This window comes from Pseudovibrio exalbescens DSM 16456, from assembly GCF_000422785.1.
In the GTDB taxonomy this organism is placed as follows: Bacteria; Pseudomonadota; Alphaproteobacteria; order Rhizobiales; family Stappiaceae; genus Pseudovibrio; species Pseudovibrio exalbescens.
In genome coordinates this window covers 186,630-212,960 of record NZ_KE383919.1, presented here as the reverse complement: position 1 = coordinate 212,960, position 26,331 = coordinate 186,630, and the positions used below count along the sequence as shown (strand labels likewise).

32 protein-coding genes are annotated in these 26,331 nt (G+C 56.0%); 31 read left to right on the top strand and 1 reads right to left on the bottom strand.

Annotated features, from left to right (window positions below):
* The first annotated feature begins 95 nt into the window (after positions 1-95).
* The 31 genes from flgB (at position 96) to G512_RS0117710 (ending at position 25,591) form a co-directional block, all read left to right on the top strand.
* Positions 96-479, top strand: coding sequence for a flagellar basal body rod protein FlgB (flgB, locus tag G512_RS0117860; protein ID WP_028482889.1), 384 nt, complete (start codon positions 96-98; stop codon positions 477-479).
* Between the two features lie 3 nt (positions 480-482).
* Complete coding sequence (gene flgC / locus G512_RS0117855) at positions 483-902, top strand: flagellar basal body rod protein FlgC (protein ID WP_028482888.1); 420 nt, start codon at positions 483-485, stop codon at positions 900-902.
* On the top strand, positions 902-1,255 hold the full coding sequence (locus tag G512_RS0117850; protein WP_028482887.1) for a flagellar hook-basal body complex protein FliE: 354 nt from the start codon (positions 902-904) through the stop codon (positions 1,253-1,255). Before flgC ends, G512_RS0117850 begins: the two co-directional genes overlap by 1 nt.
* A gap of 10 nt (positions 1,256-1,265) precedes the next feature.
* On the top strand, positions 1,266-2,054 hold the full coding sequence (gene flgG / locus G512_RS0117845; RefSeq protein ID WP_028482886.1) for a flagellar basal-body rod protein FlgG: 789 nt from the start codon (positions 1,266-1,268) through the stop codon (positions 2,052-2,054).
* 23 nt (positions 2,055-2,077) lie between these two features.
* Entirely contained in the window at positions 2,078-2,557 is a 480-nt protein-coding gene (gene flgA, locus G512_RS0117840; RefSeq protein ID WP_028482885.1) for a flagellar basal body P-ring formation chaperone FlgA, read from the top strand.
* A gap of 3 nt (positions 2,558-2,560) precedes the next feature.
* Positions 2,561-3,688, top strand: a complete 1,128-nt coding sequence (gene flgI, locus G512_RS0117835; RefSeq protein WP_407636270.1) for a flagellar basal body P-ring protein FlgI — start codon at positions 2,561-2,563, stop codon at positions 3,686-3,688.
* On the top strand, positions 3,685-4,296 hold the full coding sequence (locus G512_RS21720; protein ID WP_102867537.1) for a MotE family protein: 612 nt from the start codon (positions 3,685-3,687) through the stop codon (positions 4,294-4,296). Before flgI ends, G512_RS21720 begins: the two co-directional genes overlap by 4 nt.
* 20 nt (positions 4,297-4,316) lie before the next feature.
* Positions 4,317-5,000, top strand: coding sequence for a flagellar basal body L-ring protein FlgH (gene flgH, locus G512_RS0117825; protein ID WP_036490176.1), 684 nt, complete (start codon positions 4,317-4,319; stop codon positions 4,998-5,000).
* 9 nt (positions 5,001-5,009) lie between these two features.
* Complete coding sequence (locus G512_RS0117820; protein ID WP_051269577.1) at positions 5,010-5,498, top strand: flagellar basal body-associated FliL family protein; 489 nt, start codon at positions 5,010-5,012, stop codon at positions 5,496-5,498.
* A gap of 56 nt (positions 5,499-5,554) precedes the next feature.
* A complete protein-coding gene (gene fliP, locus G512_RS0117815; RefSeq protein WP_081657568.1) occupies positions 5,555-6,244 on the top strand; it encodes a flagellar type III secretion system pore protein FliP in 690 nt (229 codons plus the stop codon).
* A gap of 327 nt (positions 6,245-6,571) precedes the next feature.
* Entirely contained in the window at positions 6,572-7,459 is an 888-nt protein-coding gene (locus tag G512_RS0117810) for a hypothetical protein (protein ID WP_036490066.1), read from the top strand.
* A 92-nt stretch (positions 7,460-7,551) separates the two neighbouring features.
* The gene (gene fliF / locus G512_RS0117805) at positions 7,552-9,237 is read left to right on the top strand and encodes a flagellar basal-body MS-ring/collar protein FliF (RefSeq protein ID WP_028482879.1); all 1,686 of its coding nucleotides are present in this window, start codon (positions 7,552-7,554) and stop codon (positions 9,235-9,237) included.
* Entirely contained in the window at positions 9,234-9,872 is a 639-nt protein-coding gene (locus tag G512_RS0117800) for a hypothetical protein (RefSeq protein WP_028482878.1), read from the top strand. The genes fliF and G512_RS0117800 overlap by 4 nt, the downstream gene beginning before the upstream one ends.
* A 1-nt stretch (position 9,873) precedes the next feature.
* On the top strand, positions 9,874-11,769 hold the full coding sequence (locus tag G512_RS23010) for a flagellar motor protein MotB (RefSeq protein ID WP_028482877.1): 1,896 nt from the start codon (positions 9,874-9,876) through the stop codon (positions 11,767-11,769).
* A 4-nt stretch (positions 11,770-11,773) separates the two neighbouring features.
* Entirely contained in the window at positions 11,774-12,982 is a 1,209-nt protein-coding gene (locus G512_RS0117790; protein ID WP_028482876.1) for a hypothetical protein, read from the top strand.
* Positions 12,979-14,433 (top strand): flagellar hook-length control protein FliK, encoded by a 1,455-nt coding sequence (locus tag G512_RS0117785; RefSeq protein WP_143181423.1) that lies wholly within the window; start codon positions 12,979-12,981, stop codon positions 14,431-14,433. The genes G512_RS0117790 and G512_RS0117785 overlap by 4 nt, the downstream gene beginning before the upstream one ends.
* On the top strand, positions 14,390-14,959 hold the full coding sequence (locus tag G512_RS0117780) for a transglycosylase SLT domain-containing protein (protein ID WP_407636271.1): 570 nt from the start codon (positions 14,390-14,392) through the stop codon (positions 14,957-14,959). Before G512_RS0117785 ends, G512_RS0117780 begins: the two co-directional genes overlap by 44 nt.
* Positions 14,960-15,072: 113 nt before the next feature.
* Positions 15,073-16,284, top strand: coding sequence for a flagellar hook protein FlgE (locus tag G512_RS0117775; protein ID WP_028482873.1), 1,212 nt, complete (start codon positions 15,073-15,075; stop codon positions 16,282-16,284).
* Positions 16,285-16,298: 14 nt separating this feature from the next.
* Entirely contained in the window at positions 16,299-17,768 is a 1,470-nt protein-coding gene (gene flgK / locus G512_RS0117770; protein WP_028482872.1) for a flagellar hook-associated protein FlgK, read from the top strand.
* Between the two features lie 3 nt (positions 17,769-17,771).
* Entirely contained in the window at positions 17,772-18,833 is a 1,062-nt protein-coding gene (locus G512_RS0117765; RefSeq protein ID WP_028482871.1) for a flagellar hook-associated family protein, read from the top strand.
* Positions 18,834-18,867: 34 nt separating this feature from the next.
* The gene (gene flaF / locus G512_RS0117760; RefSeq protein ID WP_028482870.1) at positions 18,868-19,215 is read left to right on the top strand and encodes a flagellar biosynthesis regulator FlaF; all 348 of its coding nucleotides are present in this window, start codon (positions 18,868-18,870) and stop codon (positions 19,213-19,215) included.
* 11 nt (positions 19,216-19,226) lie between these two features.
* Positions 19,227-19,661, top strand: a complete 435-nt coding sequence (flbT, locus tag G512_RS0117755) for a flagellar biosynthesis repressor FlbT (protein ID WP_028482869.1) — start codon at positions 19,227-19,229, stop codon at positions 19,659-19,661.
* 15 nt (positions 19,662-19,676) lie between these two features.
* On the top strand, positions 19,677-20,108 hold the full coding sequence (gene flgD / locus G512_RS0117750) for a flagellar hook assembly protein FlgD (RefSeq protein ID WP_028482868.1): 432 nt from the start codon (positions 19,677-19,679) through the stop codon (positions 20,106-20,108).
* Between the two features lie 104 nt (positions 20,109-20,212).
* On the top strand, positions 20,213-20,479 hold the full coding sequence (gene fliQ, locus G512_RS0117745) for a flagellar biosynthesis protein FliQ (RefSeq protein WP_028482867.1): 267 nt from the start codon (positions 20,213-20,215) through the stop codon (positions 20,477-20,479).
* Positions 20,480-20,574: 95 nt separating this feature from the next.
* Positions 20,575-22,650 (top strand): flagellar biosynthesis protein FlhA, encoded by a 2,076-nt coding sequence (gene flhA, locus G512_RS0117740; protein ID WP_028482866.1) that lies wholly within the window; start codon positions 20,575-20,577, stop codon positions 22,648-22,650.
* Positions 22,647-23,402, top strand: a complete 756-nt coding sequence (locus tag G512_RS0117735) for a flagellar biosynthetic protein FliR (RefSeq protein ID WP_208975059.1) — start codon at positions 22,647-22,649, stop codon at positions 23,400-23,402. Before flhA ends, G512_RS0117735 begins: the two co-directional genes overlap by 4 nt.
* A gap of 3 nt (positions 23,403-23,405) precedes the next feature.
* Positions 23,406-23,819, top strand: a complete 414-nt coding sequence (locus G512_RS21705; protein WP_073833325.1) for a hypothetical protein — start codon at positions 23,406-23,408, stop codon at positions 23,817-23,819.
* 49 nt (positions 23,820-23,868) lie between these two features.
* Complete coding sequence (locus G512_RS21700) at positions 23,869-24,366, top strand: rod-binding protein (RefSeq protein ID WP_036490064.1); 498 nt, start codon at positions 23,869-23,871, stop codon at positions 24,364-24,366.
* Positions 24,366-24,809, top strand: a complete 444-nt coding sequence (locus tag G512_RS0117720; protein WP_028482864.1) for a hypothetical protein — start codon at positions 24,366-24,368, stop codon at positions 24,807-24,809. Before G512_RS21700 ends, G512_RS0117720 begins: the two co-directional genes overlap by 1 nt.
* 6 nt (positions 24,810-24,815) lie before the next feature.
* The gene (locus tag G512_RS0117715) at positions 24,816-25,274 is read left to right on the top strand and encodes a hypothetical protein (RefSeq protein ID WP_028482863.1); all 459 of its coding nucleotides are present in this window, start codon (positions 24,816-24,818) and stop codon (positions 25,272-25,274) included.
* A 2-nt stretch (positions 25,275-25,276) separates the two neighbouring features.
* Positions 25,277-25,591: a hypothetical protein gene (locus G512_RS0117710; RefSeq protein ID WP_208975058.1), complete on the top strand. Its 315-nt coding sequence runs from the start codon at positions 25,277-25,279 to the stop codon at positions 25,589-25,591.
* Positions 25,592-25,601: 10 nt separating this feature from the next.
* On the opposite strand, the gene G512_RS0117705 is transcribed toward G512_RS0117710, so the two are convergent.
* Positions 25,602-26,291, bottom strand: coding sequence for a GntR family transcriptional regulator (locus G512_RS0117705; RefSeq protein WP_028482861.1), 690 nt, complete (start codon positions 26,289-26,291; stop codon positions 25,602-25,604).
* Positions 26,292-26,331: the final 40 nt, after the last annotated feature.

The window sequence follows — 26,331 nt, the reverse complement described above, 5'->3', positions numbered from 1 at the left end:
CCGGCGGTGGTGGGTCTGAATGGCTTTGGCCGTCAGGCTCGTGCAAGATTCGATTGGTACCCAAGGGTCACTAATGTGATCCATGGAGTAGCGTTTTGGAACCGGTTTACTTGTTCGATCTTGCTTCGCGCCAATCCACTTGGCTGTCCGTCAGGCAGGCGACAATTGCCGAGAACGTCTCTCAGGCAGATACGCCTGGCTACACTGCAAAGGATGTCGAGCCCTTTCGCGATGTTCTCGACAAGACGCAGTTGGGCATGATCGCCACAACCTCTGGTCATTTGGGCGGCGATTTCGAAACAGCGCGTGATGTGCGCAATGTGGAGGCTGAGCCTTGGCAGGTGTCGGCCTCTGAAAACTCCGTCTCTCTGGAACAGGAAATGATCAAGTCGGGTGAAGTGGCCCGATCACATCAGCTGAATACGGCTGTTGTGCAGAAGTTCCACGGCCTTCTTCTGGCTAGTTTAGGAAAGCGATGACACATGATTGATCCTTTAGCCGCATCATTGAAAATCAGCGGGTCGGGGCTGCATGCGCAATCGCAGCGTATGCGCGTTGTCTCCGAGAACCTCGCTAACGTTCAGTCCACGGGCAAGACCGAAGGGGCTGATCCCTATCAGCGCAAGACCATTACTTTTCAGAGCGAGATGGATCGTGCGCTCGGTGCGGAGCTGGTGGAAGTTGATGGCATCGGCAAGGACGATAGCGCCTTCCGTATTGAATATGATCCGTCGCATCCGGCTGCAGATGAGAATGGAAACGTCAAGTATCCGAATGTGAACACGCTCATTGAGCTTTCTGACATGCGCGAAGCAACTCGCTCCTATGAGGCCGGGTTGTCGCTGATGAAGCAGTCGCGCGAAATGATTACCCGAACAATTGACTTGTTGAGGTCGCGTTAATGGTTGGATTTATCGAAGGTTTGGGCAGTGTCGGTAGCCTGATGTCCAGTTCCCGCTCTGTTGGGACAGAGGCACTTGGTGGCGCAGCAGAAACTCGTCAGTACGCGCCGGTCGGCGATACGGCGCAAACGCAAGAAGCCAGCTTTACCGAAGTGATGGCCGATGCCATGCAGCAAACCGCTGACACGGTAAAGACAGCGGAAGCAACGTCAATCTCTGGCATCAAGGGCGAAGTCTCCGCTCAGAAGGTGGTCGAGGCCGTGATGGAAGCTGAAATTCAGCTGCAAAGTGCCATCGCCATCCGGGACAAGGTCGTCTCGGCCTATCAAGAATTCTCCAGAATGTCGATCTAGGGGCTAGACCATGAAAGCACTGGCAATCGCTGCGACTGGTATGGCTGCCCAGCAGACCAACCTTGAAGTCATTTCCAACAATATCGCCAACATGAACACGACCGGGTTCAAGGCCTCCCGCGCAGAGTTCACCGATCTGCTGTACCAGATCGACCGTGCCGCGGGGATTTCCACGCAGGCTGGTGAAGCGCCGATCCCGGAAGGCATTCAGCAAGGGTTGGGTGTAAAGACGGCGGCTGTACGCAAGCTGCATTCCCAAGGCGCACTGGTTGAAACGAGCAACACATTTGATCTGGCAATTGATGGCAAGGGGTGGTTTCAGATCACCGGTCCTGATGGCGAGACGCTCTTTACCCGCGCCGGCGCATTCAACGTGAATGCGGAGGGCCAGCTCGTGACGCTGGACGGCTATGAAGTGCAGCCGGGCATTGTTGTGCCGGAAGATGCTGTTCGCGTCTCCATCAACCAGAGCGGTCAGGTGTTTGCCATCCTTGATGGGGATGAAGCGCCGCAGGATCTGGGGCAGATGTCCCTGGCGTCCTTTGTGAACGATGCGGGTTTGTTGGCGATTGGCGGGAATCTTTTCCGTGAAACGGAAGCATCCGGCGCAGCGACTGAAGGTGTTCCAGGTGATCCGGGGCTGGGGGTTATCCAGCAGGGGTATCTTGAAACCGCCAATGTGGATCCGGTCAAGGAAATCACAGAGCTGATCAGCGCTCAGCGGGCCTATGAAATGAACTCCAAGGTCATTCAGGCCGCCGACGACATGGCTGGCACGGTCAGCAAGGGCATCCGATAAAACCTAGAAAAGCGAGAGCGAACGTGACGAGACCACGCCCCTATCTTCGCCTCGCCATGGCGGCGCTGGCATCTGTGGTTATAACTGCTTCCGCCGTGGCGCGAGACAACAGTGTAATCGACCTGCCGGTGCCCTCAATTGTGATCTATCCCGGTGATGTGGTGCGGGAAGGCATGTTGCAAGACAAGGCCTTCTTGAAGCGTGGCGTGGCCGATATGGCCGTTGTTCGCGGCGCCGACGGGGCGATTGGCAAGGAAGTGCGTCGCACTTTGGTGCCAGGACAGCCAATTCCTCTCAATGCCTTGAGAGAGCCGTTGGTAGTAAAGCGCGGCACGCTGACCAATCTCGTTTTCCGTGAAAATGGCCTTGAGATTATCGCAGTGGTCGAGCCGCTTCAGTCGGGGGCGTTCGGTGAAATGATCAAGGCACGCAACGTGGATACGGGGCAGCAGGTAACGGGGATTGTCCAGACGGATGGTACCTTGCTGATAAGGGGTAATTGAGAAGTGTTTACCAAAGTTCTGCGGATTGTAACACGAGCCCTTGGGGCCGGTCTTCTCAGTTGTCTGATGGTGGCGAACGCGAATGCGCTTGTTCGCATCAAGGATATTGCGGAGCTGCGCGGCATTCGCGATAACCAACTCGTTGGCTATGGTTTGGTTATAGGTCTGAACGGGACGGGCGATACCATGCGCAACTCGCCGTTCACCGAGCAATCCCTGCAATCCATGCTTGAGCGGATGGGTGTGAACGTACGAGAAGCGCAGGTTCGGTCCCAAAATGTTGCGGCTGTGGTTGTCACCGCTGACCTGCCACCGTTCGTGGGCAATGGTTCGCGCATCGATATCTCCATTGGGTCGTTGGGTGATGCATCGTCCTTGCGCGGCGGAATGTTGTTGGTCACTCCGCTTATGGGTGCTGATGGCAACGTGTACGCCGTAGCGCAGGGGTCGGTCTCGGTCTCCGGGTTCAATGCGGAGGGAGATGCGGAAAACCTGACCCAGGGCGTACCCACCTCCGGTGTCATTTCCAACGGCGCGCTCATCGAAAAGACGCTTCCGGATTATTTTTCCAACATGCCCAAGCTGGTGTTCGAGTTGAAGAACCCGGACTTCAAGACTGCGGTCCGTGTGGCTGATGCCATTAACGCATTCACCACCACCCGTTATGGGCGCAAGATGGCGCAAGAGGTGGACTACCGGGCTATTGAAGTCCGCAAACCGCAAGGCATGAGCCCTGTACGGTTTGTTTCCCAGATTGAAAGCCTTCTTGTGCAGCCAGACACGCCTGCCAGAGTGGTTGTGGATGAGCGGACTGGTACAGTGGTTATTGGCCAGAACGTGACGATCTCAACGGTCGCTGTTACGCACGGCAACCTGACGGTTCGTGTCTCGGAGCGGCCCGAAGTATCGCAGCCCAACCCGTTTGCGGAACAGGGTGAGACCACGGTCGTACCGCGGACGGAAATCGAGGCGGTGGAAGAAGATGGGCAACTGCAGATTGTCGGCGGAACGAATCTGCAAACTCTCGTCAATGGCCTGAACCGAATTGGGCTCAAGCCCAGCGGCATCATTGCCATCCTTCAGGCGATCAAGCGGGCCGGCGCACTGCAGGCCACCCTTGTGGTCAAGTGATTGAGAAGGCGCACAACAAGCCACAGGCAAGTTTGCGCCTTCAAGATCAGCTCAACTCATTCCTCAGGACTTATGGTGCGATGGCTTTTTGCATGAAATCGCTAAAACTTGCGAGCGTCGGCGGCGTCTTTCTTTTTGCCGCGTCAGTGGCATCGCTGGCTCAGGAAACTCAAGAGCCCCTTGATGAAGTTACGAAGCAGGCGATCGAGGATGCACTGAACTATTGCGAAAACGTTTCTGAAGATGCGGAGGCCATTCGCATGAAGTGGCAGATGCGCGCAATGTTCGATGCAGAAGAACAGATGAACGCCAAGATAGCCCAATTAGACGAAAAGGTGGCGGAGTTGCGCGAATGGGTCGAGCGTCGGGAGCAGATTCTTCAACGCGCGGAAGGCCACGTTGTCGACATCTACTCAAAGATGCGCGCCGAGGCAGCCGCCGAGCAGCTTTCCACGCTGGATGATATCACCGCCGTTTCTGTTCTCATGCAGATGAAGGCTCGTCAGGCCGGCGCGATCTTGGCTGAGATGCCAGCTGAACGAGCGGCATACCTGACAGACACCATGGCTCTACTCACCCAGAAATATTCAAAAGGGGCCGACTCGTGAAGAAACTAGCTCTTCTGTTCATGGCCCTGTCACTGGCCGGATGTAATTCGCTGAAGAACGTTGGCAAGGAACCGGAGCTGACGCCGCTTGGCAACGGTCTTGCGCCCAATGTTGGCGCGCTACCCGTGGCCACATCGGTTCAGAGCAAATCCGAAAAGCGTGCCTTCCATGGTTTGTGGGCGGAAGGAGAGCAAGACTTCTTCCGCGACCCACGGGCGAAGAAGATCGGGGATGTGCTGACCGTTACCATCCAGATTGATGACAAGGCCCAGATCGACAATGAATCCGAGCGCTCGCGGAACTCTGATGCGCGCACGTCGGCAGATGCGTCTTTCGCTTGGGGCTCCATATCAAGTGGCGCTGCAAACGGCAATATTGGCGCGTCCGGCAAGACGACCAGCAAAGGTGAAGGCGCCATTGATCGTTCTGAAAAGATCAAGCTTTCCATTGCAGCGGTCGTTACGCAGGTGTTGCCCAATGGCAATTTGATCATCAGTGGGCAGCAGGAAGTGCGGGTCAACTATGAGGTGCGCGTTCTGTCGGTAGCTGGCATTGTGCGACCGGAAGACATAACAGGCCGCAACACAATTCCTTATGACAAGATTGCAGAGGCTCGTGTGTCGTATGGCGGCCGCGGTCGCATCACGGAAGTTCAACAGCCTGGCTGGGGGCAGCAGGTCATGGACATTATCGCACCTTACTAGGAGAGACCCATGATCGGTGGCTTGTTGAAACGCCAGTCTTCGCTGATTGAGACCGTTATAGCTTTTGTTGTTGTAACTCTTGTTGCGCTGGGGAGTGGATACATTCTGGGCGACAAGCTGGTGACGACGGTACATGACACGTTGTTGGCCGAGCGGGAAGTGGAGCAGGAAGGGATTGTAAATCCCATCTACGCTGAAGAGAGCCAGATTCTGTCCCTGAACCCGATTGTGACCAACTTGCTGTCTTCCTCAGAGAACTGGATCCGCATAGAAGCATCGTTGGTCATTGAAACCGCCCGCCTTGGTGACATGGACCGGGATGTGCTGGCCAAGGAAATCGAGCAGGATCTATTGGTCTACGCCCGCACGCTGGGGCCCCGTCAGTTGGAAGGCTCCAGAGGTTTGTTGCGCTTGAAGGACGATCTGAATGAGCGGGCCCGCATGCGAGGCGGGGATGCAGTGCATGAACTGGTTCTAGAATCGGTGGTCATCCAGTGAAGCTGAAAACGCTCCTTTTCGGTGTTGCCGTTCTGCTTCTGACCGTAACAGCGGGTATGGCACAGGAATTCGATCTGTCCTCGGTACTGCCTGATGGTCAGCCGAGCACGACCGGTCGGATAATTCAATACATTGCTATTCTGACGGTGCTGTCACTGGCCCCGGGTATCCTGATCATGGTCACGAGCTTCACCCGATTTGTGGTGGCGTTGTCGTTCGTGCGGTCAGGCATGGGGCTTCAGACGACTCCCGCAAACATCATTCTGATTTCTCTTGCCTTGTTCATGACGTTTTATGTCATGGCGCCCACCTTTGATCGAGCGTGGCAGAACGGTCTCCAGCCGTTGATTGCCAACGAGATCACTGAGGCCGAGGCGTATGATCGCATGACCGATCCTTTTCGTCAGTTCATGCTCAACAATGTGCGGGAAAAGGATTTGGCGTTGTTTGATAGTCTGGCGGTGGAATCGTTTGACTACGACCGCAACGTACCTGTCGAGGAAATCGATCTTCGTGTTTTGATCCCGGCTTTCATGGTATCGGAGCTGAGGCGCGGTTTCGAAATCGGGTTTCTGATCGCTCTGCCATTTCTCGTCATTGATTTGATCGTCGCAACCCTGACCATGTCCATGGGCATGATGATGTTGCCGCCAACGGTCATCTCGCTGCCGTTCAAGGTGCTTTTCTTCGTCCTGGTGGATGGGTGGCATCTTCTGACGGCGGGATTGATCCGATCGTTTGTCTGATACAAGCTGACATCGCAGTGCGAATTTCAGGAGGCCGTCCAATGAGGCGGCCTTTAGTATTTTTACATAAATAGATACCCGCCTAACTTAATAAAATTGTATCTTTGGTCAGGCTGAAGCAAGTTCATTCACTATACTTGGCAAGTGTACAATGTGTACTCAATCAATCATTCAAGGTGTTGGGGCTGTCGGCGTCTAGGCGACAGGTCATGCTGATGCACCTTATGCCATGGAAAGGTGAGGGGCATGCGGCCTTTTCCATCCAAACCTGCGAAATCCCATAAGCAATCAAAACCCAGCCGAATTTCGCTCAGGGCAATGTGTGGCATGATAACGGTGCTTGGTGAGGAAACCGATGTCGGGACCGCGCTGGCCGTCGATCATGGCGAGGATGGGGCCATGCCTGAACAGGATATGGTTGCTGCATACCACAAAACGGTCGCTGATGGCTCATCGGAGGTGCTGGAGCTTGCCGATCTCCAGGTCAGTCTCATAGGGTACCTGTGCCAAATTCGCGACTTGCTGAATGAAGCTGGTGCGCCGGGAGTGGACCGTGGCAAGGTGCAAGCGGAAATTAGTATCCTTCAGGAAAAAGTGTCCTGTTGCGCCAATCAGTTGGCCTTCAAGCAGGAGCGCTGCAAGCGCCAGGACTTCGTTGCGCGTTCCGACGTTGAATATCTGGCTGTGCCAATCGATGTCATGACCGCCGCTGACGGATCCGCGGTCGTCACCAAGGCATTGTTGAACCTGTCTCGCGTGGTTTTGATAACTGGCAACGGCGCAGGGGCCTTGGAACAACCGGTCTGTCGACCTGATGCCAACCTTGAACCCGCCCCGACGGTTCTCACGATGGATCTTTTGGACCTGACACAGGGCGTGGAGGGGGAGGCCCGTCTGTTTGAGGTGCTCTCTGCCGTTGAAGGCCTTGAGCGGCGACTTCAGGATGCCAGGGGCACCTTGGCGGCTTTTCTCAATCGACTGGATGCCCATCAGTCCGCCCTTGGGCAAAAAGTCGAAGCCATGCGCGACCACCTGTTGGAAAAGGTGAACGAGAGCCTGTCCTTGCGGGCAGCGTTGCAACTTGCCGGGCTGACGGCAGAGCATCTCGCCAGCTCGTCTCAGGGAATCGCGGAGGGCCGGTTGAGCGATTTTCAAGCCATTACACCTTTGGGTAGGTCAGGTGATGGGCCGCGTTCGCCCATTTCGATCCCTTGAAACTGGCTGTTTTCCGCCAATAATCGCCGCACCACCTTCGCGCAAGGTTATTGGTCAAAATAGGGCAGGAATGTAAAGCATCAGAGGTGCGTATGGCTGCCCGCGAAAACGCAGAAAAAATCTATGCCAACCTGGCTCAGCTTGGAACAAAGCGGCTGATCGCCCTTGGCTTTGTTGGTTTGATCACCTTTGTAGCGATTGGTGTTGCTGCATATCTTCTGTCACGTCCCCAACAGGAAGTGTTGTATGCGAACCTGGAGCGGGACGACGTAAGTCAGATCGGGACGGCTCTGCAAAATGCAGGCATCCCGTTCGATGTCAGTTCCGATGGCTCGGTGGTCACGGTTGATGTTGGGTCAACAGCTCGGGCGCGCATGCTGCTGGCCGAGAAGGGGTTGCCACGTGGCTCTGGCGCTGGCTATGAGCTCTTTGACGAAATGGGGTCGCTTGGGTTGACCTCGTTCATGCAAGGCATCACCCGGGTTCGCGCTCTCGAAGGGGAAATCTCCCGCACAATTCAATCCATGCGCGGCATCAAGGCCGCCCGGGTTCATCTGGTGTTGCCGGAGCGCGCGTCGTTTCGCACCGAAGATCAAAAGCCGACGGCGTCGGTTCTCATTCGCACAGATCCGGGTGAGGTGGGTAGTCTTGCGCAATCCATCCGTCATCTCGTCGCTGCCGCCGTACCGAACCTGTCTGCAGACGGTGTAACGGTGCTGGACACCGAAGGGCAGCTTCTGGCGGCTGGTGATGCCGAGGCGAATGCGTCTACTGGCCGCAAGGTCATGCTGGAAGAGACCATGGTGTCGCGTGCGCAGTCGTCCATTCGCCGTGCGCTGCTGCCTTATCTTGGAATCGGGAATTTCGAAGTCAGCGTTTCGGCTCAACTCGACACCGACCAACAGCGCGTTTCGGAGACGATCTTCGATCCCGAAAGCCGTGTGGAACGGTCCTTCCGCGTCGTGCGTGAAAATGAGCAATCTCAAAACGCCAGTGTCGAGACACCGGTCACGGTTGAACAAAACCTGCCTGAAGAAGAGATCGATGCCCAAGGCGGCGAGCGCTCGTCTGAGCAGAACGAACGCCGTGAAGAACTAACAAACTATGAAATCTCAAGCCGTACAGTCGAAACCGTATTCGATGATTACAAGATCGACCGCCTGTCTGTCGCGGTTGTGGTGGACCGTCATCGTCTGCTGGCTGACTCCGGCACTGGTGAGGAGATTACCCCTGAGCAGCTGGATGAAAAGCTTCAGGAAATCGAGCAGATCATCGCCACCGCTGCAGGTCTGGATCAGAGCCGCGGTGACCGCATCACTGTGAGTGCGGTGAACTTCCTCACACCACAAGGTCAGCTGCAACCTATCCCTCAGCAGACCATAATGGATGCGCTGATGCGCAACATGGGTAGTCTGGTCAACGCACTGGCAATCCTTGTCGTTACGTTGATGATCATCTGGTTTGGTCTTCGTCCAGCCGTCGCCTTCCTGCTGCCAACTCAGCAGGAACTGGAAGATGAAAACGCAGCGAATGCCTCTGCGTTGGCGGCGTTGCCTGAAGGGCATGCAGAGCAGGCCGCTCTGGAAGGGGCAGCGGGCGCTGAGGGCGGATATGCCGCCCTTGGAGGTCCGGAGTTCGCTCACGTGGCCGATGATGAAGATCCGACCATGGTCAACCGCGTAGCGCTTCGCAAGCTGGAGCGTGCAGTGGATCTGGATGATGTACAGGCTGCGATTATTCTCAAGCAGTGGATGTATAACCAGGGTCATGCCTCATGACAAAGGCGCTGGCAGATACTCTCGCCGACTTTACGGATGCGACCGAGAGAGGGTCACATGATCCGCTCGAACTGAACGATGTTGTCGCCATCCTGCCCAAGGCGTACGGCGAGGGCGGCGACTGGGTCGGCCGTGTTTTTGAAGCGTACGAGAACGGCTTTTCGGAAGGTGAGGAGTCCAAACAGGCTGAGTGTGATGCCCGCATCGAGGAAATGAAAAAGGAACTCGATGAGAAGTTCGTCACGACCCAAAAAGCCTGGAAGGAAGAACAGGGCCGCATCCTTGAAGAACAAGTGAAGCAGGCGCTGGCTGGACTTGAAGAAAAGGTGTCTGCAGCTGTTGCGGAAATCCTGATTCCGTTCCTGCACGATCAGGCGCGAGAAAAAGCCATTTCCACGCTCTCACAGGTCCTTCGTCGTCACCTCTCCGACAATCGTGAGGCGGTGATTGAGGTCAAGGGACCAAAGGATCTGCATGACCTCTTCGAGCGAACTTCCGGCGATCTGTTTCACTTGATGAATTACACAGAGACAGAAGGCGGAGATCTGGAGGTGCGCGTGGGTGAAATGACGCTGTCCTCCGGTCTTTCGGAGTGGATTTCAGAACTTCACGCAAAAGAAGAAGGCAAGGGGTGAAATGGCTGAAAAAGAGCAGTCTGAGCTGATCATTGTCCGGCGCCGGAATGACGATCTTGATCAAGGCGGGAAGTCTGGCGTGTGGAAGATCGCTTATGCCGACTTCACGACCGCCATGATGGCCTTTTTCCTCGTGATGTGGCTGGTCAACGCTTCCGATAGCGCTACCCGCGCCGGTGTCGTTGCCTACTTCAACCCCATGAAGATCGTTGATACAGCCTCGCAACCGAAAGGGTTGCGGGACCCGGAAGACCCCAATCCGCCCGCTGAAGGCAATGAAGGCATCGAGGACGGCAAGAACGCCGGTCTCGGTGGAACGGAGCTGAATGGCCCGGCAACCGGTGGGGGGCTGGATGAACCGGAGCCGATCACCGAGTCGGAGACAGAAGACGCCAACGGCGCGGGACGTTCTTCTGAGAAGGTTCCCGGTGATGCCAGTCGTGTGAAAAGCCCTCGAGGCGGCAAGGCCGGCAGCTACACGGAACAGGAACTTTTTGACAATCCCTATGCCGTTCTTGCCGCGCTGGCCGTTGAAGCCGAAGCGTTGGTTGAAACGGACGGCACTGCTGGGCAGGGCGGCCCTGGTGCCATGCAACGCGCCAAGACGCCTGTGTTGTTTGCCCGTCCGAACCGGGACCCCGAAGGGCAGGGTCTTGCAGAGGGCTCCAGTTTTCGCGATCCCTTTGATCCATCCGGTTGGCAGAGCGAAGAATTGCCAGGCAACTCTCCATTGCTCGCCCGGGTTCCAATCGTGACGGAAGTCGAAAATGGGCTGGATGTGACTGCATTGAGCCCGGAACAGATCCGTGTTCTTGAAGACGCTAAAGATCTGGCCCGCGCCGGGATCAAGGATCCGGAAATGGAAGGTCAGGAAGAGGCCTTGAAAAGCGGATCTGCCATTGTTTATCGCCCTGAAGCTGGATCTGACATCGCTGGCAAGGAGCAAGGCACGCAAGTGGGGCTAGTCAAGCGTGAGGAAGCCGAAAACGGCGGTGCTACAGAAAGCTCTGTAATTGTGCTGGGGCAAGCTGCGCAGGACGAGGCGGCTGCAGGAGAAGCCGAGTTTGCCGAGATTGCAGAAGTTCTCGCGTCTCAGCGCCCGGATTCGGATGGTTCGGGCAACGATGGGACGGAACTGGCGGAGAACGGAACCTCGGATCAGCCTTTTGAGGGGGCGACTTCGCAAAAGGAAGACGGCACCTCCGATCAAACAGCAGATGGAAGTTCTGATCAGACCGAAGATGGTGGTTCCGGACAGCCATTCTCTGGCACTTCCGACTTGAAGGAAAACGGAACGTCGTCTCAAAGCGAAGATGGCACCTCTGACCGTGAGCTTGATGGCGAAACCAACACGATGTTGATGGCGAACTCAGACAAGTCTGAACAGGGGATTGGTGAAACCAAACCGGCGGTGCCTGCACAAAAGCCGGCGGCTGAGGCGCGCCTTGCGGAAATTCGCAGTCGCGTGGGTAATGCTCTGAGCGGTGTGGCATCTGGTGCCAGCGTCGAGTTCTCCCACAATGCCGAGGGCGTGCTCATTCAGGTAATGGACAACGATCAGTTCGGCATGTTTGAGGTTGGATCGGCTGAACCAAAGCCCCAGGTGGTCAAAGCCATGGAGCGCATTGCCGAAGTGCTCAAGCAGGAAAACGGCAAGATCGTTATACGCGGGCATACTGACAGCCGCCCGTTCCGCTCTGGCAACTACAACAACTGGCGCCTCTCAACGTCGCGCGCTCACATGGCCTACTACATGCTACGGCGAGGCGGCCTTGATGAAGAACGGTTCGTAGGCATCGAAGGGTTTGCGGACAAGCGCCCCAAGGTGCCAAGCGATACGCTGGCACCACAGAACCGTCGCATTGAAATCATGCTGTTGAATGACCCGGAGGTCTGAGAGCATGAGGTTGCGTCATTCCATCAGAGCCGCCTGCCTAGCCATTGCACTCGGCGCAACGGGTACTGTGGCGGTCAGGCCGGCAACAGCACAGGTCTCGGTGTCTGCCAATCCGGATCTGATGGTTCTGGAGATGCAGATCCTCCAGGATGAAATCATCAAGGGCAACCGGGAAGCCTACGATTTGCTGCAACCCTCACTGTTGGTGTTGGGCCGCCGCTTCCTGTCGGTCGATCCCCAGATTTGGGAAAAGCGCAAACAGGCCAATGCAGCGGTTGCGTTTATGCTCAGCGGCGGCTCCGGATCGGTATTTCAGGAGTTGGCCTCGCGCGGCATTACGTTCAACACCGACTCCAATCTGTTTGCGGGCGCAATGGCCTACTCGCAAGGGAACCGGACCGCTGCTAAAAACCTGCTTTTAAAGGTTGATGTTCATGACCTTCCTTCAGGCCTTTCAGGTCAGGTGGCCTTGGCCCAAGGTATTCTTCTCAGTCAGGACCAGCCAGCCAAGGCAAACAAACGCTTCGATCTGGCCCGGCTGCTCATGCCCGGTACCTTGGTCGAGGAAAGCGCGTTGCGTCGTCAGGTGCCGCTTGTTGCGCGCATCGGTCAGCATGACAAGTTCGAGCGCTTGGCGCAGCGCTACTTGTTTCAATATCCCAAGTCGATCTTTGCCGATGATTTCCGCAAGACCATGGCGGAAACCATGAGCACGTCAAGCTATCTGCAACGCGAGACGGATTGGGACAAGGTGTTCCAACTGATCGCTGATTTTGATGAAAAATCGCGGTTGCAGGTGTTGTTGACCTTGTCACGGGCGTCGCTGGTGAGCGGCAACATGCAGTTTGCCCGCAAGGCGGGGCACATGATTTTGGAAATGGACAAGCTTGAGCCGGAAGAGCGCCGCAACGCGATGCTTTATGTGGCTGCGGCAAAGGCGTCGTCAGAGGATTGGCTGGAGGCACTTCGAGGGATCGGCAAGATCGAGTACGCGTCGCTGTCCCCAGAGAACAAGGTGCTTACTGACGCCGTTGCCCGGGTGGCCAACTCCGTTCGCGCATGGCCATCTCCCAAGATCACCGAAGCATCTATTTTTGCGCCCCATCTGCCGCCCAATGAATTGAAGAAGTATGGTGTCAACACTGAGGTGTTGGCCGAAGTTCATGAGAGTCTCGCGCAAGCGAATGCTGTTTTGAAGGACGCAGAATTTTGAGTAACGCACCAGTCCTGATGACCCCCGGCATGAGCGGGGGAGCCAAGACGCCGAAAGGCGGATCGGGTGACGCAGCCGAAACACAGGCGCGCAGTGGAGAGTTCACTGCTCTGTTCGAAAAGCTCGGCGGGAAGGGCAAGGAGCACGCCTTGCCCGGTCGCGATGGCGGGCAAAACGCGCTAGCGGCCAACGAAAAGGGGGGCGCTGCACAAGGCTTGCCGACGAGCGAGGAAATGCAAACGGCGCTCAAGCAGCTTCTTGAGCAAAATCCGGAAGGTAAAACCGCGGCCAAGGCCGTGAAAAACCCGGAAAATGCGCCGGAAGTCTTGCTGTCTAAATTGGCTGCTGGCGAAGAGCTGGAGCCCGGTGCTGAAAAAGCCTTGAAACGTTTGCTCGCACTCGCTGGTGATGAGACCGGTGGGGACGCGTCTGAGGCTGCCGAAAGCACAGACGTGAGCGCAGCAAATCAAACCGGATCGGCGCAGGCGACCGCAGCGCAAACTGCCGCTGGACTTGTTGTGGCACTCAACGCCGCGCAAGCCAACCAGGGGCAGATGCAAGGGCAAGCTGGTGCCGTGGTGGGCGCGACCTTGCCCCGTGCTTCTGGGCAGACAATGGAAACGGGAAAAACCGTTGACCTGCAAACCGCAACCGCTGCTGGAGAAGGTTCTAAACTTGGAAAGGCGACCCCGATACCTGGTGAGGGTGTGGCTAAGCCGGTAGCGGATCAAGTCGCGGCGGGCCAAGGCAAGGTGATGCCGTCCAACACGGCGGAAGAGATGCGGGTTGATCCGAATGCGGGCACCAAGCCTTCTGTCGGAGAAGCGGAGGTGTCGCCGGAGGCCAAGGACGTGAAGGTTCTCAAGGCTGAGACCCATTTCATGCCGACGAGTGATCTGAAGGGGCCATCTCGTCAGGTGGCGGAAGGTGTAATGCGTGCAGATGGTGGTTTGAACGATCCGGCCAAGCTGGTTCGTGAGCTGTCTCAGGCGGCGCAGAACAGCAAGTCTGCGACACCCGTAAAGACACTGGAAATACAGCTGCGACCAGAAAATCTTGGCACCGTACGGGTCTCCATGCAGCTTTCAGGTGATGCCTTGGAAATTACGATGACCGCAAGCTCCAAGGAAGCGGCCGAGCAGTTGCAACGGGATAGTCTGGCGTTGACCAAGGTGCTGCGCGATGCCGGTTATCGGACGGATTCCGGAAACCTGACGATCAATGTTCGCAACGACGTGTCTGATCAAGTGCGGCAGCATTTGTCCGGTCAGGGCGACAGAGGCATGGGCGATCGAGCCGGATCAGGTGATGGTCGCCAAGGCGGTGACGCGCGAGGCGGGGACGGGCATCCCAATCAAAACGGTCGTGAGAAAGCTTTTCAGGAGGGCAGAGGACGTGATGCGCGTTCTGGCGTCGACGCTGCTGATTTGCGCGACGGTATTTACCTCTGACACCGGAGCGTTGGCGACCACGGCTTCCAAAACCGGAATCCGGTTGTGTGAACGTGAGTTGGAACGTGCCGCCGCTCTCTACAACGTGCCCCTCGGTATTCTTTATTCCGTGGGACTTACCGAAACCGGGCGCAAAGGGTCACTGCACCCCTATGCGCTCAATATCGAGGGGGCCTCTCACTTTGCCCCAAGTGCTGCTGATGCAGTGCGCGCAATCCGCCGGGCACAGGCCCGCGGCAAGAAGCTAATAGATGTGGGGTGCATGCAGATCAACGTTTTCTATCACGCGCAGGAATTTCCTTCGCTGAAGAGCATGTTGGTCCCTCGGGAAAACGTGACCTATGCGGCTCGTTTTCTGAGCGAACTCAAGCGCAGGGAAGGAACATGGACCATGGCTGTAGCGCGTTATCACGCCGGTCCAAATAACGACCCTGCACAAAAAAGATACATCTGCCGCGTCATCGCCAACATGGTGGCCAGCGGCTTCGGCAAATGGACGTCGAATGCCCGTCAGTTTTGTCGATGAAAACGGCGCAACTACCCGTTCTGAATGAGAAAACTCAGTCAGGCTCGGGCAAGTTTACAACGGTTAACTGAGGACACATCAAGGGTCCCTGCGATCTTAGGAGCATTAGATCGATGAGTATCTACGGTATCATGAACACCAGTGTGTCTGGGATGAACGCTCAGGCGAACAAGCTTTCCACTGTTGCTGACAACGTGGCGAACGTGAACACGGTGGGCTACAAGGGTGTTGAAACCCAATTCTCGTCCATGGTTGTCGGGTCCGGCGGTTCGGGCCACAACTCAGGCTCCGTGCGCACATCAGTCGTGCAGTCCATTTCCCAAGAAGGCGGTTATAATTTCACGACAAGCGGGACCGATCTTGCTGTGCGTGGCAATGGCTTCTTCATAGTCAACGATGCCTCGGGTACACCGTATCTGACGCGCGCCGGTGCATTTGTCATCGACAACAGCGGTGATCTGGTGAATACGGCAGGTTACTATCTGCAGGGGTACCCGATCGACGCCGCGGGCAATATCAACAGCGCCGCCAACAGCACCGCTGGTCTTGAAACGGTCAATGTCTCGAATATGGAGATGCAGGCGGTTCCTTCCGATAGCGGCAAGCTGAATGCCACTTTGCCGTTTGGTGCTGCCGTGGGCGACACGGAATCCACCTCCATGGTGGTCTACGATTACAACGGTAACGAGGTGAAGGTTGATTTCGCCTATACCAAGACAGGTGTAAACCAGTGGGAAGTGACGGCGACGTCGAGCGATCCTGCTTACACCGCAACGTTGAACCCCGCGACGGCGACGCTGGATTTTGATCCGGCAACGGGGTCCGTCACTGCCGGTGGCAATTTCGACATTGAGATCACGGGTCCGGATCCTGCCGCGCCGATGCAGACCATCGCAATGGATGCGGGTGGCAGCAAGCATCTGGCTGGGGACTTTTCGGTTCTTGATGTTGATGTGAATGGTAACGCCCCATCATCGGTAGAATCCATCCGCATCGATCAGGATGGCACCTTGAATGCGATCTTCGGAAACGGCGATGAAATCGCCATCTACAAGATCCCAGTGGGTGATGTGCCAAGCCCGGACAATCTGACGGCCCAGAGCGGGAACGTGTACTCGGTAACCAACGCTTCTGGTGAGTTGCGCATTGGCCTGCCTGGCGAAGCCGGACTGGGTGACATGCTGTCAGGCGCGCTTGAGGGGTCCAACGTGGACCTGGCTACCGAATTGACGGAGATGATCCAGTCGCAGCGGTCCTATAGCGCAAACTCCAAGGTGTTTACCACCAGTTCCGAGATCCTTCAGGAACTCGTCAATCTGCGCTAAGGGGTGGTTAGGCTATGTCTCTGTCATCAGCACTGCTGACAGCTCAGGCGTCCATTCAGGCGCGATCTGCTGAGCTTGCGATCAATTCTCAGAACATTTCCCAGGTTAACAACCGGGGTTACAGCCGCCAGTCAGCGGTTGTAACCACCGTATATGCCGGAACAAGCACTGGCATATACGTGTCCAATGCCCAGCGGGCGGCGGACCGGGCCGGTTTGGAAACCGTCATCGCGAATGGCAGCACTGCAACAGCGTCGGAGACCTATGCCAGCCTTCTCGACCGCTTGGGTGCCACGGACAGCGATCCGTTCTCAGGTGGATTGTCGTCGGGGTTGGGCAAGCTTGAATCCGATCTGCGCGCCTATGCCAATGATCCGACCAATCTTGTGTTGGGTCAGACTGTCATCAATAGCAGCAATGCCTTGGTGACAGACCTGCACAACGGTGCGTCGCGGGTTCAAAAGCTGCGGACTGATTCAGATGCTGCGATGGCCACCTCGGTTGACAAGATCAACAGTATCCTTTCGGATCTGGAGAGCTTGAACGAGGACATTGTTGCTGGCACAGCCGGCAACAAGGACGTCAACGCGCTGTTGGATAAACGCGATCAACAGTTGCTGGCCTTGTCGCAGGAAATCGGAATTGAAGTTGTCTATCGCGACAACAACGATCTGGCTATCTACACCGATAGCGGTGTTACCCTGTTTGAAACGTCCGCTCGCGATGTCAGCTTCACGCCCACTGCGGCCTTTGACGCCAACACGGTTGGGGGTCAGGTGGTTGTGGATGGAGTGTCAGTGGTAGGCCCAGGTGCCACAAAGCCGGTCTCTGGCGGTGCCTTGGCCGGACATGCCCAGATCCGCGATGAGACGGCAGTAACACTTCAAACCCAGTTGGACGAAACGGCCAGTGCGCTGATCGACATCTTCAAGGAAGTGGATCAGAGCGGCGGCGGTGGACCAGACTTGACCGGCCTGTTTGATTGGTCCGGTGGTCCGGGTATGCCAACTGCTGCGGATATTCCGGGGCTCGCATCTAAGATCAAGGTCAATGCCGCGGTTGATCCGGGGCAGGGTGGTAATCTGGAATTGTTCCGCAACGGCGGGGTCAACGGTGCTGCTTATGTTTACAACGCTGCAGGCACGGACGGTTTTGCCGAACGGTTGAACCAATCCATCGATCTGATGAATGCAGATCGTACGTTTGATCCAGCCTCTGGTGTCAATCCGACGTCCAGTCTGATGACGTTCTCCACCAACTCGACCAGCTGGTACTCGGCAGAACGCCAGCGATCTACAGATGTAGCCATGGTGGATTCGGCAGCGTTCACGTCTTCCGTTGATACGCTATCCAACAAGACGGGCGTCAATCTCGATGTGGAGATGCAGCGCATGCTGACGCTGGAAAATGCCTATTCCGCCTCTGCATCGCTACTCGGCACCATTGACGACATGTTTAAAGAGCTTTTGGCCACGGTGAGGTAAGTAATGGCAATCTATAATGTTTCCAGCATGACCATGTCCTCGCGCATGGTGCAGTTCATTCAGGAAGGCAATAACGAGTTGCATCGCCTCACCATTGAGAATGCAACCGGTAAACATGCCGATCTTGGTCTTGCGGTGGGTGCACAGGCTGGCACGGCCTCGTCCTTGCGCAATGATTTCAACTATGCTGAACGTTTGGACCTGTCCAATAGCCAGACTGAGATGAAGCTGGATGTTGCCTATCAGTCGGTAGACACGCTGCGTGAAGCCGCCGATGCGTTCCGCTCGCAGATGATTGGTGTGCGCGATACCGGCGGCTCCATCATCACCTTGTCCAAGCTGGCCAACACGGAAATGGACTCCCTCACATCCCTGCTGAACACCAGTGCCGGTGGGGTCTACGTGTTTGGTGGCGAGAACGTGGGCAGCGGGCCCATGCAGGATTTCGAAGCCTCGGCCAAGGCAGCGATTGAAGCGGAGTTTGCAACGCACTTCGGGTTTCCGTTGAGCGACAGCGCAAACACAAAAAACATCACGAAGGCCCAGATGCAGACGTTTCTGGACGACACCTTCAACGATGAGGCAAGTGCGACCAATCAATTCAATGCGGCAAACTGGGGGGCGAACTGGTCCAATGCAACAGACACGGTGATGTCTGCAAACATTGAAACCGGCGTGAACGTGAACAGCACGCAGTCGGCTAACGATCAGTCCTTCAAGCAGCTTGCCAAAGCCTATGCCATGGTTGGGCTAATTGGTGCAGCAGATCTGGATCCTGAGACTGAATCTGTCGTCATCGACAATTCGGTAGCTGCAATCACTCAGGGTATCGACGGGATCAACAAGGTGCAGACCGATATCGGTGCGGTCCAGCACCGTTTGGATCTTGCTGAAAAGAGCCTCGACAACCGCATGTCCACCTTGAACATCCGTGTAAACGAAATCGAGAACGTCGACCCGAATGAGGTGGCTGTTCGGTTGACGGAAGCCGAGACCCAGCTTGAAGCCAACTATGCGATTACCTCGCGTTTGAACAAGCTGAGCCTGCTCAACTACATCCGCTAATCGGCCAGTCAAAGAAACATAAAAAGGTTTTGTCATGTATCAGATGTCCTACGCCGAAACCCTGGAAGATTCAGCGGTTGATAAACGCGCCCAGGAACGGGAAGTGTTCACGCTGGCGATCAAGCAACTGGAAGAAGCGCGGGATGCTGGGCCTACCTCCGATGAAGCCGCAAAGGCGTTGATAACAATCCGTCAGCTTTGGTCGTTTCTGATCGAAGACCTTGGCAGCGACGACAATGCTTTGCCCATGGACCTCAGAGCGGAGCTCATTTCCATCGGCATTTTCTGCATCAAACACGCAGACAAGATCCGCAGTGGCGAAACCGAAGATTTCGACACACTGATTCAAGTGAATGAGAATATTCGCGACGGTCTGAATTAAGGGGAGTGCACATGCGTATTCATCTGCGCGCGGGCGAAAAGGTTTTCGTAAATGGAGCTGTTCTCAGTTTTGATCAGAAAACCACGATCAACTTGTTGAACGACGCCACGTTTCTTCTGGAAAGCCATGTGATGCAGCCGGAAGAGACCACGACACCGCTGCGCCAGCTCTACTTTGTGGTTCAGAATGCACTGATTGACCCTTCGAGCGAGCCGCAGGTTCTTGCCCTCTACAAGGACATGATTGCGGCACTGCGTCGGGCCGTAAGTAATCTGGACATCCATGAAGGGTTGGACCGTGTGGAAGACCAGATGAAACGGGGGCGCTTCTTTGAAACGCTGAAAACCCTGCGCAAGCTCTTCAAGGTCGAGGCGGATGTGCTCGCCAGCGGAGACTTGCCTGCGGATATGCCATCCATCGATCACGTACGCGGCCAGGCCGCCTAAAACGGGAGCAACATCATGACAGTCGCTGGAGTAAACAACGTTGCCTCCGCTTCCTCTCAGCCGTCGGCACAAGCAGACCGCAATGAAGCCTACATGGATTACGAGGCTTTCTTGCATCTGTTCATGGAATCCTTGAAAAATCAGGATCCGACTCAGCCAATGGACACAGCAGAGTATATGGGGCAGTTGGCCCAGTTCTCGGCTGTGGAACAGGCGACGATGACCAACCAGAATTTGGAAGCAATGCTCAACCAGAGTTCTGTTGATCAGGCCGCTGTGCTTATCGGCAAAACGATAACAACACATGACGGAAAAGTCTCCGGGACTGTTGAGTCCGTGCAAGTCACCCATCAGGGTAACGTTGCTGTACTGGAAGACGGAACGGCCATTCTTATGCAGCCGGGCGTGACTATTTCCGATGCGCCATTGGAGAATCCTGAGGCGTGAGGCCTTAAGATTGCAAACCGCATACGAGTTGACCGCTTCCAGCCTTCAATATGGTTGGGGGCGGGTGGCCAGCCGGGGCCTGAATCGGCAAACTGGGCAATAGAATGAACGAAGCAGACGCTCTCGATATCATGCGAAATGCGGTTTGGACCGTGCTTGTGGCGACAGGCCCCGCAGTGGGTGTTGCCATGGCCGTGGGGCTTGTGATCGCCCTGTTCCAGGCGCTGACGCAGATTCAGGAGATGACCCTCACGTTCATTCCTAAAATTGTTGCGATCCTTATCATGGTCGCGGTCACGGGTCCGTTCATTGGTGGCCAGATTTTTGCGTTGACCGAAATGCTATATGGCCGAATTGAAAACGGTTTTTAGCCCATTCCTTCCGCTCCTCCACGCTCACACAAGTTTCCTTCGGCATGGTCCTGAGAAATTGGACGGGTTTTTGCTGACTTCAGGTGAAATGTAGAATGAGCGATGCAGTGCAATCAGTACCATCCAGCCGCCGGGATCTGGGATTTGCGGTTGGGATAATCTTTATCCTGTCTGTGCTGTTCCTGCCCATGCCGACCTTCATGATTGACATGGGGCTGGCGATATCGGTGGCGTTTTCCGTGCTTATTCTCATGGTGGCATTGTGGATTCAGCGGCCCCTTGAGTTCTCCTCGTTTCCCACAATCCTGCTGATTGCCACGATGTTGCGTTTGGCTCTCAATATCGCAACAACACGCGTCATTCTTGCTGAGGGGCACGAAGGACCTCTTGCTGCTGGCTACGTCATTCACGGCTTTTCGAAGTTTGTCATGAGTGGCGACTTCGTGATCGGTCTGATCGTTTTTGCGATTCTTGTCACCATCAACTTCCTCGTGATCACAAAGGGTGCAACCCGTATCGCCGAGGTTGGCGCGCGCTTCACCCTTGACGCCATTCCGGGCAAGCAGATGGCCATCGACGCCGACCTGTCAGCCGGAATGATTGATGATAAGGAAGCGCAGCGCCGCCGCCACGAGTTGGAAGAGGAGAGTTCGTTCTTCGGCGCCATGGACGGTGCCTCGAAGTTTGTTCGCGGCGACGCGGTGGCAGGCCTGATTATTACGGCCGTCAATATTCTCGGTGGTATCATCATCGGCGTGACCCGTTACAACATGGAGTTGTCCGAAGCAGCAGATGTGTTTACCAAACTGTCCGTGGGGGATGGTCTGGTGTCGCAGATTCCGGCGCTTGTCGTCTCGCTCGCGGCGGGCCTTCTCGTCTCGAAGGGCGGTACGAAGGGCTCGGCAGAGCAGGCCGTTCTCGGACAGTTGGGGGGCTATCCGCGTGCTCTGGGTGTGGCATCACTTCTGATGTTGCTGATGGGTGTATTGCCGGGGCTGCCATTTCTCCCCTTTGCCTTTCTTTCTGGCGTACTGGCGTTTTCCGCTTACTCCATTCCCCGTCGTCTGGAGGCTCAGCGTAAGCAGGAAGCGGCGGCTAAGCAGGCAATTGCCGATCGGGAAGCAGAGGCCAAGCGCGAGTCGGTCAAGGACAGTCTGGAACTGCCTGAAATCGAAGTGCGCCTTGGCAAGCAGTTGACCTCGCGGCTCTTGGCGGCCAAACCTGAAATCGGAAGTCGCATCAACAAGATGCGCAAGAAATTTGCAGAGCAGTATGGTTTCGTGGTGCCGGAGATCAAGTTGACCGACAACATTGATCTTGAACCGAAAAGCTACGAGTTCCGCATTCATGGGACCATGGTTGCCGCCCAGGATATCCGAGTCGGCGAGTTGCTTGTCATCGGTGGGGAGCGAGACTTGCCCGCCTTGCCAGGCAAAGAGACCCGCGAGCCTGCGTTCGGCATGAAGGCCATGTGGGTTCCCAAGGCGTTCGAGCACGAAGTAAAGCGATCCGGGTATACCACCGTTGATAATCTTTCGGTCGTGTTGACCCACTTGTCCGAGGTCATCCGAAACAACCTGGCGCAGTTGCTCTCGTACAAGGACATGCGCAATCTGTTCGATCGTCTGGATCCAGCTTACAAGCGCTTGATAGATGATATCGTTCCCCAGCATGTGAGCTATTCGGGGCTTCAGGCCGTGCTGAAGTTGTTGCTTGCGGAACGAATCTCCATTCGAAATCTCTCCTTGATCCTTGAAGCGATTGCGGAAATTGCGCCGCACGCACGCCGTCCGGAACAGATTGCCGATCACGTACGTACGCGCATGGCTACACAGATCTGTGGAGACATTGCCGATGATGGCCATCTGAAGGTGCTGCGTTTGGGCAACCGCTGGGATCTGGCCTTCCACCAGGCCTTGCGCCGCGATGCCAGCGGTGAAGCGATCGAGTTCGACATGGAGCCCAAACAGGTCGAAGATTTTGCAAAGGAAGCGTCGGAGGCGATCCGGCAACGGATTGCAGCAGGCCATCGTTTTGCTCTTGTTGTTGCTCCGGAGGCCCGAACCTATGTGCGCATGATCACGGAGCGCATGTTCCCGGCCTTGCCGGTTCTGTCTCACATGGAAGTGGCGCGTGGCATCGAAGTGGAGACCTTGGGGACGATCTCGTGAATCTGACGGAAATCCCGACGCTTCTTTTATCAGCGTTTGTGATTTTCTGCCGAGTGGGCGGCTGTTTGATGGTCATGCCCGGGTTCGCCTCGCCACGCGTGGCGCTTCGGGTGCGCCTGTTCATTGCTCTGTCGGCGACGCTTGCTATCACCCCGCTATTGCTGTCCCAGGTTCAGCCGGCGGTGGCTCAAGCAGATACGGGGCAACTGGTTCGCATCATTTTGGCTGAGCTGATTATCGGCATTGTGATTGGTCTGTTCGGTCGGGTGTTTTTTGCCATGTTGCAAATGCTTATGGGCGCTGCTGCCAATGCCACCAGCTTCAACATGCCTGTGCCCATGGTGGAGGATAACGAGCAAGTGCCCCCGTTGGCTGCCATTGTGACCTTGTCTGCAACGGCCATGCTGTTCATATCGGATGCGCACATTGACGTGTTTATGGCTATCGCTCAGTCCTATGCAGCCGTCCCGGTGGAGGGGGTATTCATGCCGAATGCGGCCACCCTGCAATTGGCTGATCGCCTGACACAAGGGGCTCTTCTGGCGTTGCGCATCACTGCGCCGTTTTTTGTCTACGGTGTGATCATAAATCTATCGTTGGGGCTGACCAACCGGTTGATGCCACAGCTTCCGGTGTACTTCGTGGGGCTGCCGATCATTGTTCTCGGGGGTGTCTTCGTGCTCTATCTCACAATTTCCGAGATGATTTCTTTGTTCTTCAATGGTTTGGGCATGTGGTTGGTGTTGGAGTAGGCCATGGACAGAAAACGCATGGCGCGCCTTCAGCGCATCGTCAAGGTTCAGCGCCAACAAGAAGAGGCCATTCGCTACGAAATCTCGGTAGCCAACGCTGATATTCACGCGCTGGAGGAGCGAGCGGAGGACCTGACAAGTCAGTGGGGCAGTCATGAGGGGCCGCTCGGGGAAGTGGTCAATCAGACGATCGCGCGGAAACTGAAACGAGCTGCTGCCGAGAAAACGCGCAAGCAGGCCCGAGTAAAACAGTTGACGGATCAACTGTTGGGTGAAAAGCGCAAAACCACCATGGCCGAAAAGCAGCATAAGGAAGCCAAGACCGATCACGACCGAAATGCCGAACGCAAGTCTTTGATGGAAGTGGCCGAGCTGCAGGTCCTCAAACAAAGGTCAGGCCGGGATAAGCCTCGCTAAGTACGGTTTCGGCAACTAGGTCCACCCCTGAACCTTGAGGTTTTCGCTCATGGCTGTTTCTCCCATCGGTGATATCGTGATGGATGTCCTCAAGCAGGCTGATCCGCTTGAAGTCTCGTCGGCCCGGCAATCCTTGTCAAAGCCTGTGTCCGTTGCTGCGAATCTTCCGGTCGCTGGCGAAGAAGTGTCTTGGGTCTCGGCAATGGCGCGTGCCGAGCAGGTCGGCGCCAGCGGAACCGGAGCTTCGTTTGCTTCTTCAGGTACGCCGGTTGAAAGCCGCACGGCGGAAGGTGTGCATTCCGTTGCCAATGCTGCGCAAGACAGTCTTGGCGAAAAGCTCGAAGCTGCTGTTTTGCAAACCTTCATCAAGTCCATGCTGCCCACCAACATGGATAGCGTGTTTGGCAGTGGCACAGCTGGTCATATGTGGAAGGGCATGATGGCCGAGCAATTGGCGGCCCAGATGGCGCGTAGCGGCGGTATAGGCTTGGCCGAACGGTTGGTGCCTGACTCTCTCCAGACAGAAACTCAAAAAGGTGACGCATAATGTCTGAACAGGCGCATACAAGCCTCGTCAAGGAAGCAGACACGCATCAACAACTCACGCAAGCCGAGCCCGTTCAGACCGGCCGGTACATGTCCGGGCAGGAATACGCCCGCCTTGAGGCCATTATCGAGCGCGCCGAGCGAGTCGTTGAGGAAGAAATTCGCGCTATAAACGCCCACGAGGCCTTCGATCTTGAAGAAGCTGCCTACCGCAAGAGCAAGGTCATGCTGGAGTTGGAGCGCGTTGGTGAAACTGTTGCGCTGGATGACTTGCCGTCCGCACTGGTGGATCGCCTGCAAAACCTGCGTGAACGGGTGGCATTGAACCTCAAATTGCTGTCCACCCAATTGGAAACAGTGCGCGATTTGTCGAGCAAGTTGACGGATGCCATTCGGGAAATCGATTCCGATGGAACCTATGACGCGTCTGCAGGAGGCTTGTAATCCGCAATGTTCAAGATACTTCTGACCGGCATATGGATCTGCGGCGTGACCTTGTTTGCCGGATACGCCACGGCTCTCTGGAAAACGCAGAACGACCCCATGATGCAAAAGGAAGCGCATCTGGAAGGGCTTGACTACCAGAAAACGCAGCCAATCAATGTGCCTGTATTGGAAGATGGTCACATTTACGGGTACATCATTGCCAAGTTCGTTTTCACAATTGATGCAGAAACCTTGGCAAAGCTGGCTGTGCCGCCTCATGCGTTCGTGGTGGATGAGGCGTTTCGTCTGATTTACGCCCGTGCGGACAAGCGGTTCGCGCAGCTGGAGCGTACGGAGCTGAAAGACATCACCGACGAAATCAAGACACGCGTCAACGAGCGGTTTGGCGTGGATATCGTTCAGGATGTTCTGGTGCAGGAGTTCGCGTTCCACGTGCCTCAGGAAGCCGTGGAGCCCATGTAGCAATGACGGGCGGATATCAGGTCATCCACCGGGCAGTGGGATACATTGATCAGGACGATGAAGGGCATGATATCCGTGCCAACCTGTTGGTAGTTGCCAGGCCTCCGTCCGCGCCCCCGCGCTGCGAAATCATGTACGCGCCGGTGCAAGCTTCTGATGTGTATAGCGGTATTTGGCGTTTTGAAACCGCACATGGCGAGATGCGTGTGCGTCAGTCGACCCTGTATGGCGGGCGCCGGGTCGCGGTTGAGCAAGGCAAATCCTACTCAATCTTGATGGGAGCGAGCGGACGAACCGCTCGCATCGACCCCATCTAGCAGCGCTGCCTCAACGAGCCAGCGCAATCTGTTCATGCTGCTCTGCCTGTTCCACGGCAAAATGCGTCAGGTGGTCCATCAACTGCGTAATGGCTTCCTGTGCCTTGTCCGCATCGTTGTTGGCCAAAGCCACAGCTACATCGCGGTGCAGGATGGCTGAATCTTCCAGCTTCTCAGCCCCTCGGAAGGCACTCCATGCGCGTCTGCTCATGGTCTGCAGCGGAGCACAGGCCCGTGCGGTGTATGGATTGCGTGATACCGCGCACAGCACCTCATCAAAGATTTTGTCAGCTCTCAGATAGCCCTTCACATCTTCAGCGCGCGCTTGCTTGAGAATTTCCTCAGCACATTCCGCCAGAGCCTCACGCTCCTGCGCTGTGGCCCGCTTGACGGCTGATGCAACCATCAGCTGTTCCAGAGGTTTACGGGTTTCCAGCATCAACACATATTCGGCTGGTTCGACTTCAGAGACAAACAGGCCTTTGCGGGGTCTGATGACAATCAACCCTTCGGTAGAGAGCCGCTTGATTGCTTCGCGCACAGGAGTACGACCGATTTCGGTTCGTTCACAAAGATCGCTTTCTGTCAGAACCATGCCCGGGGAGAGGTCAAGATTTACAATCAGTTCCTCAATGAGACGGTAGGCCTTGTCGGCCAGGCTTTCCCGCGCATGTTCTGCCAGCAAATGGTCAATCGCCATGGGGCTACTTTCTTATTTTAGCATTCACACGATCACAGCC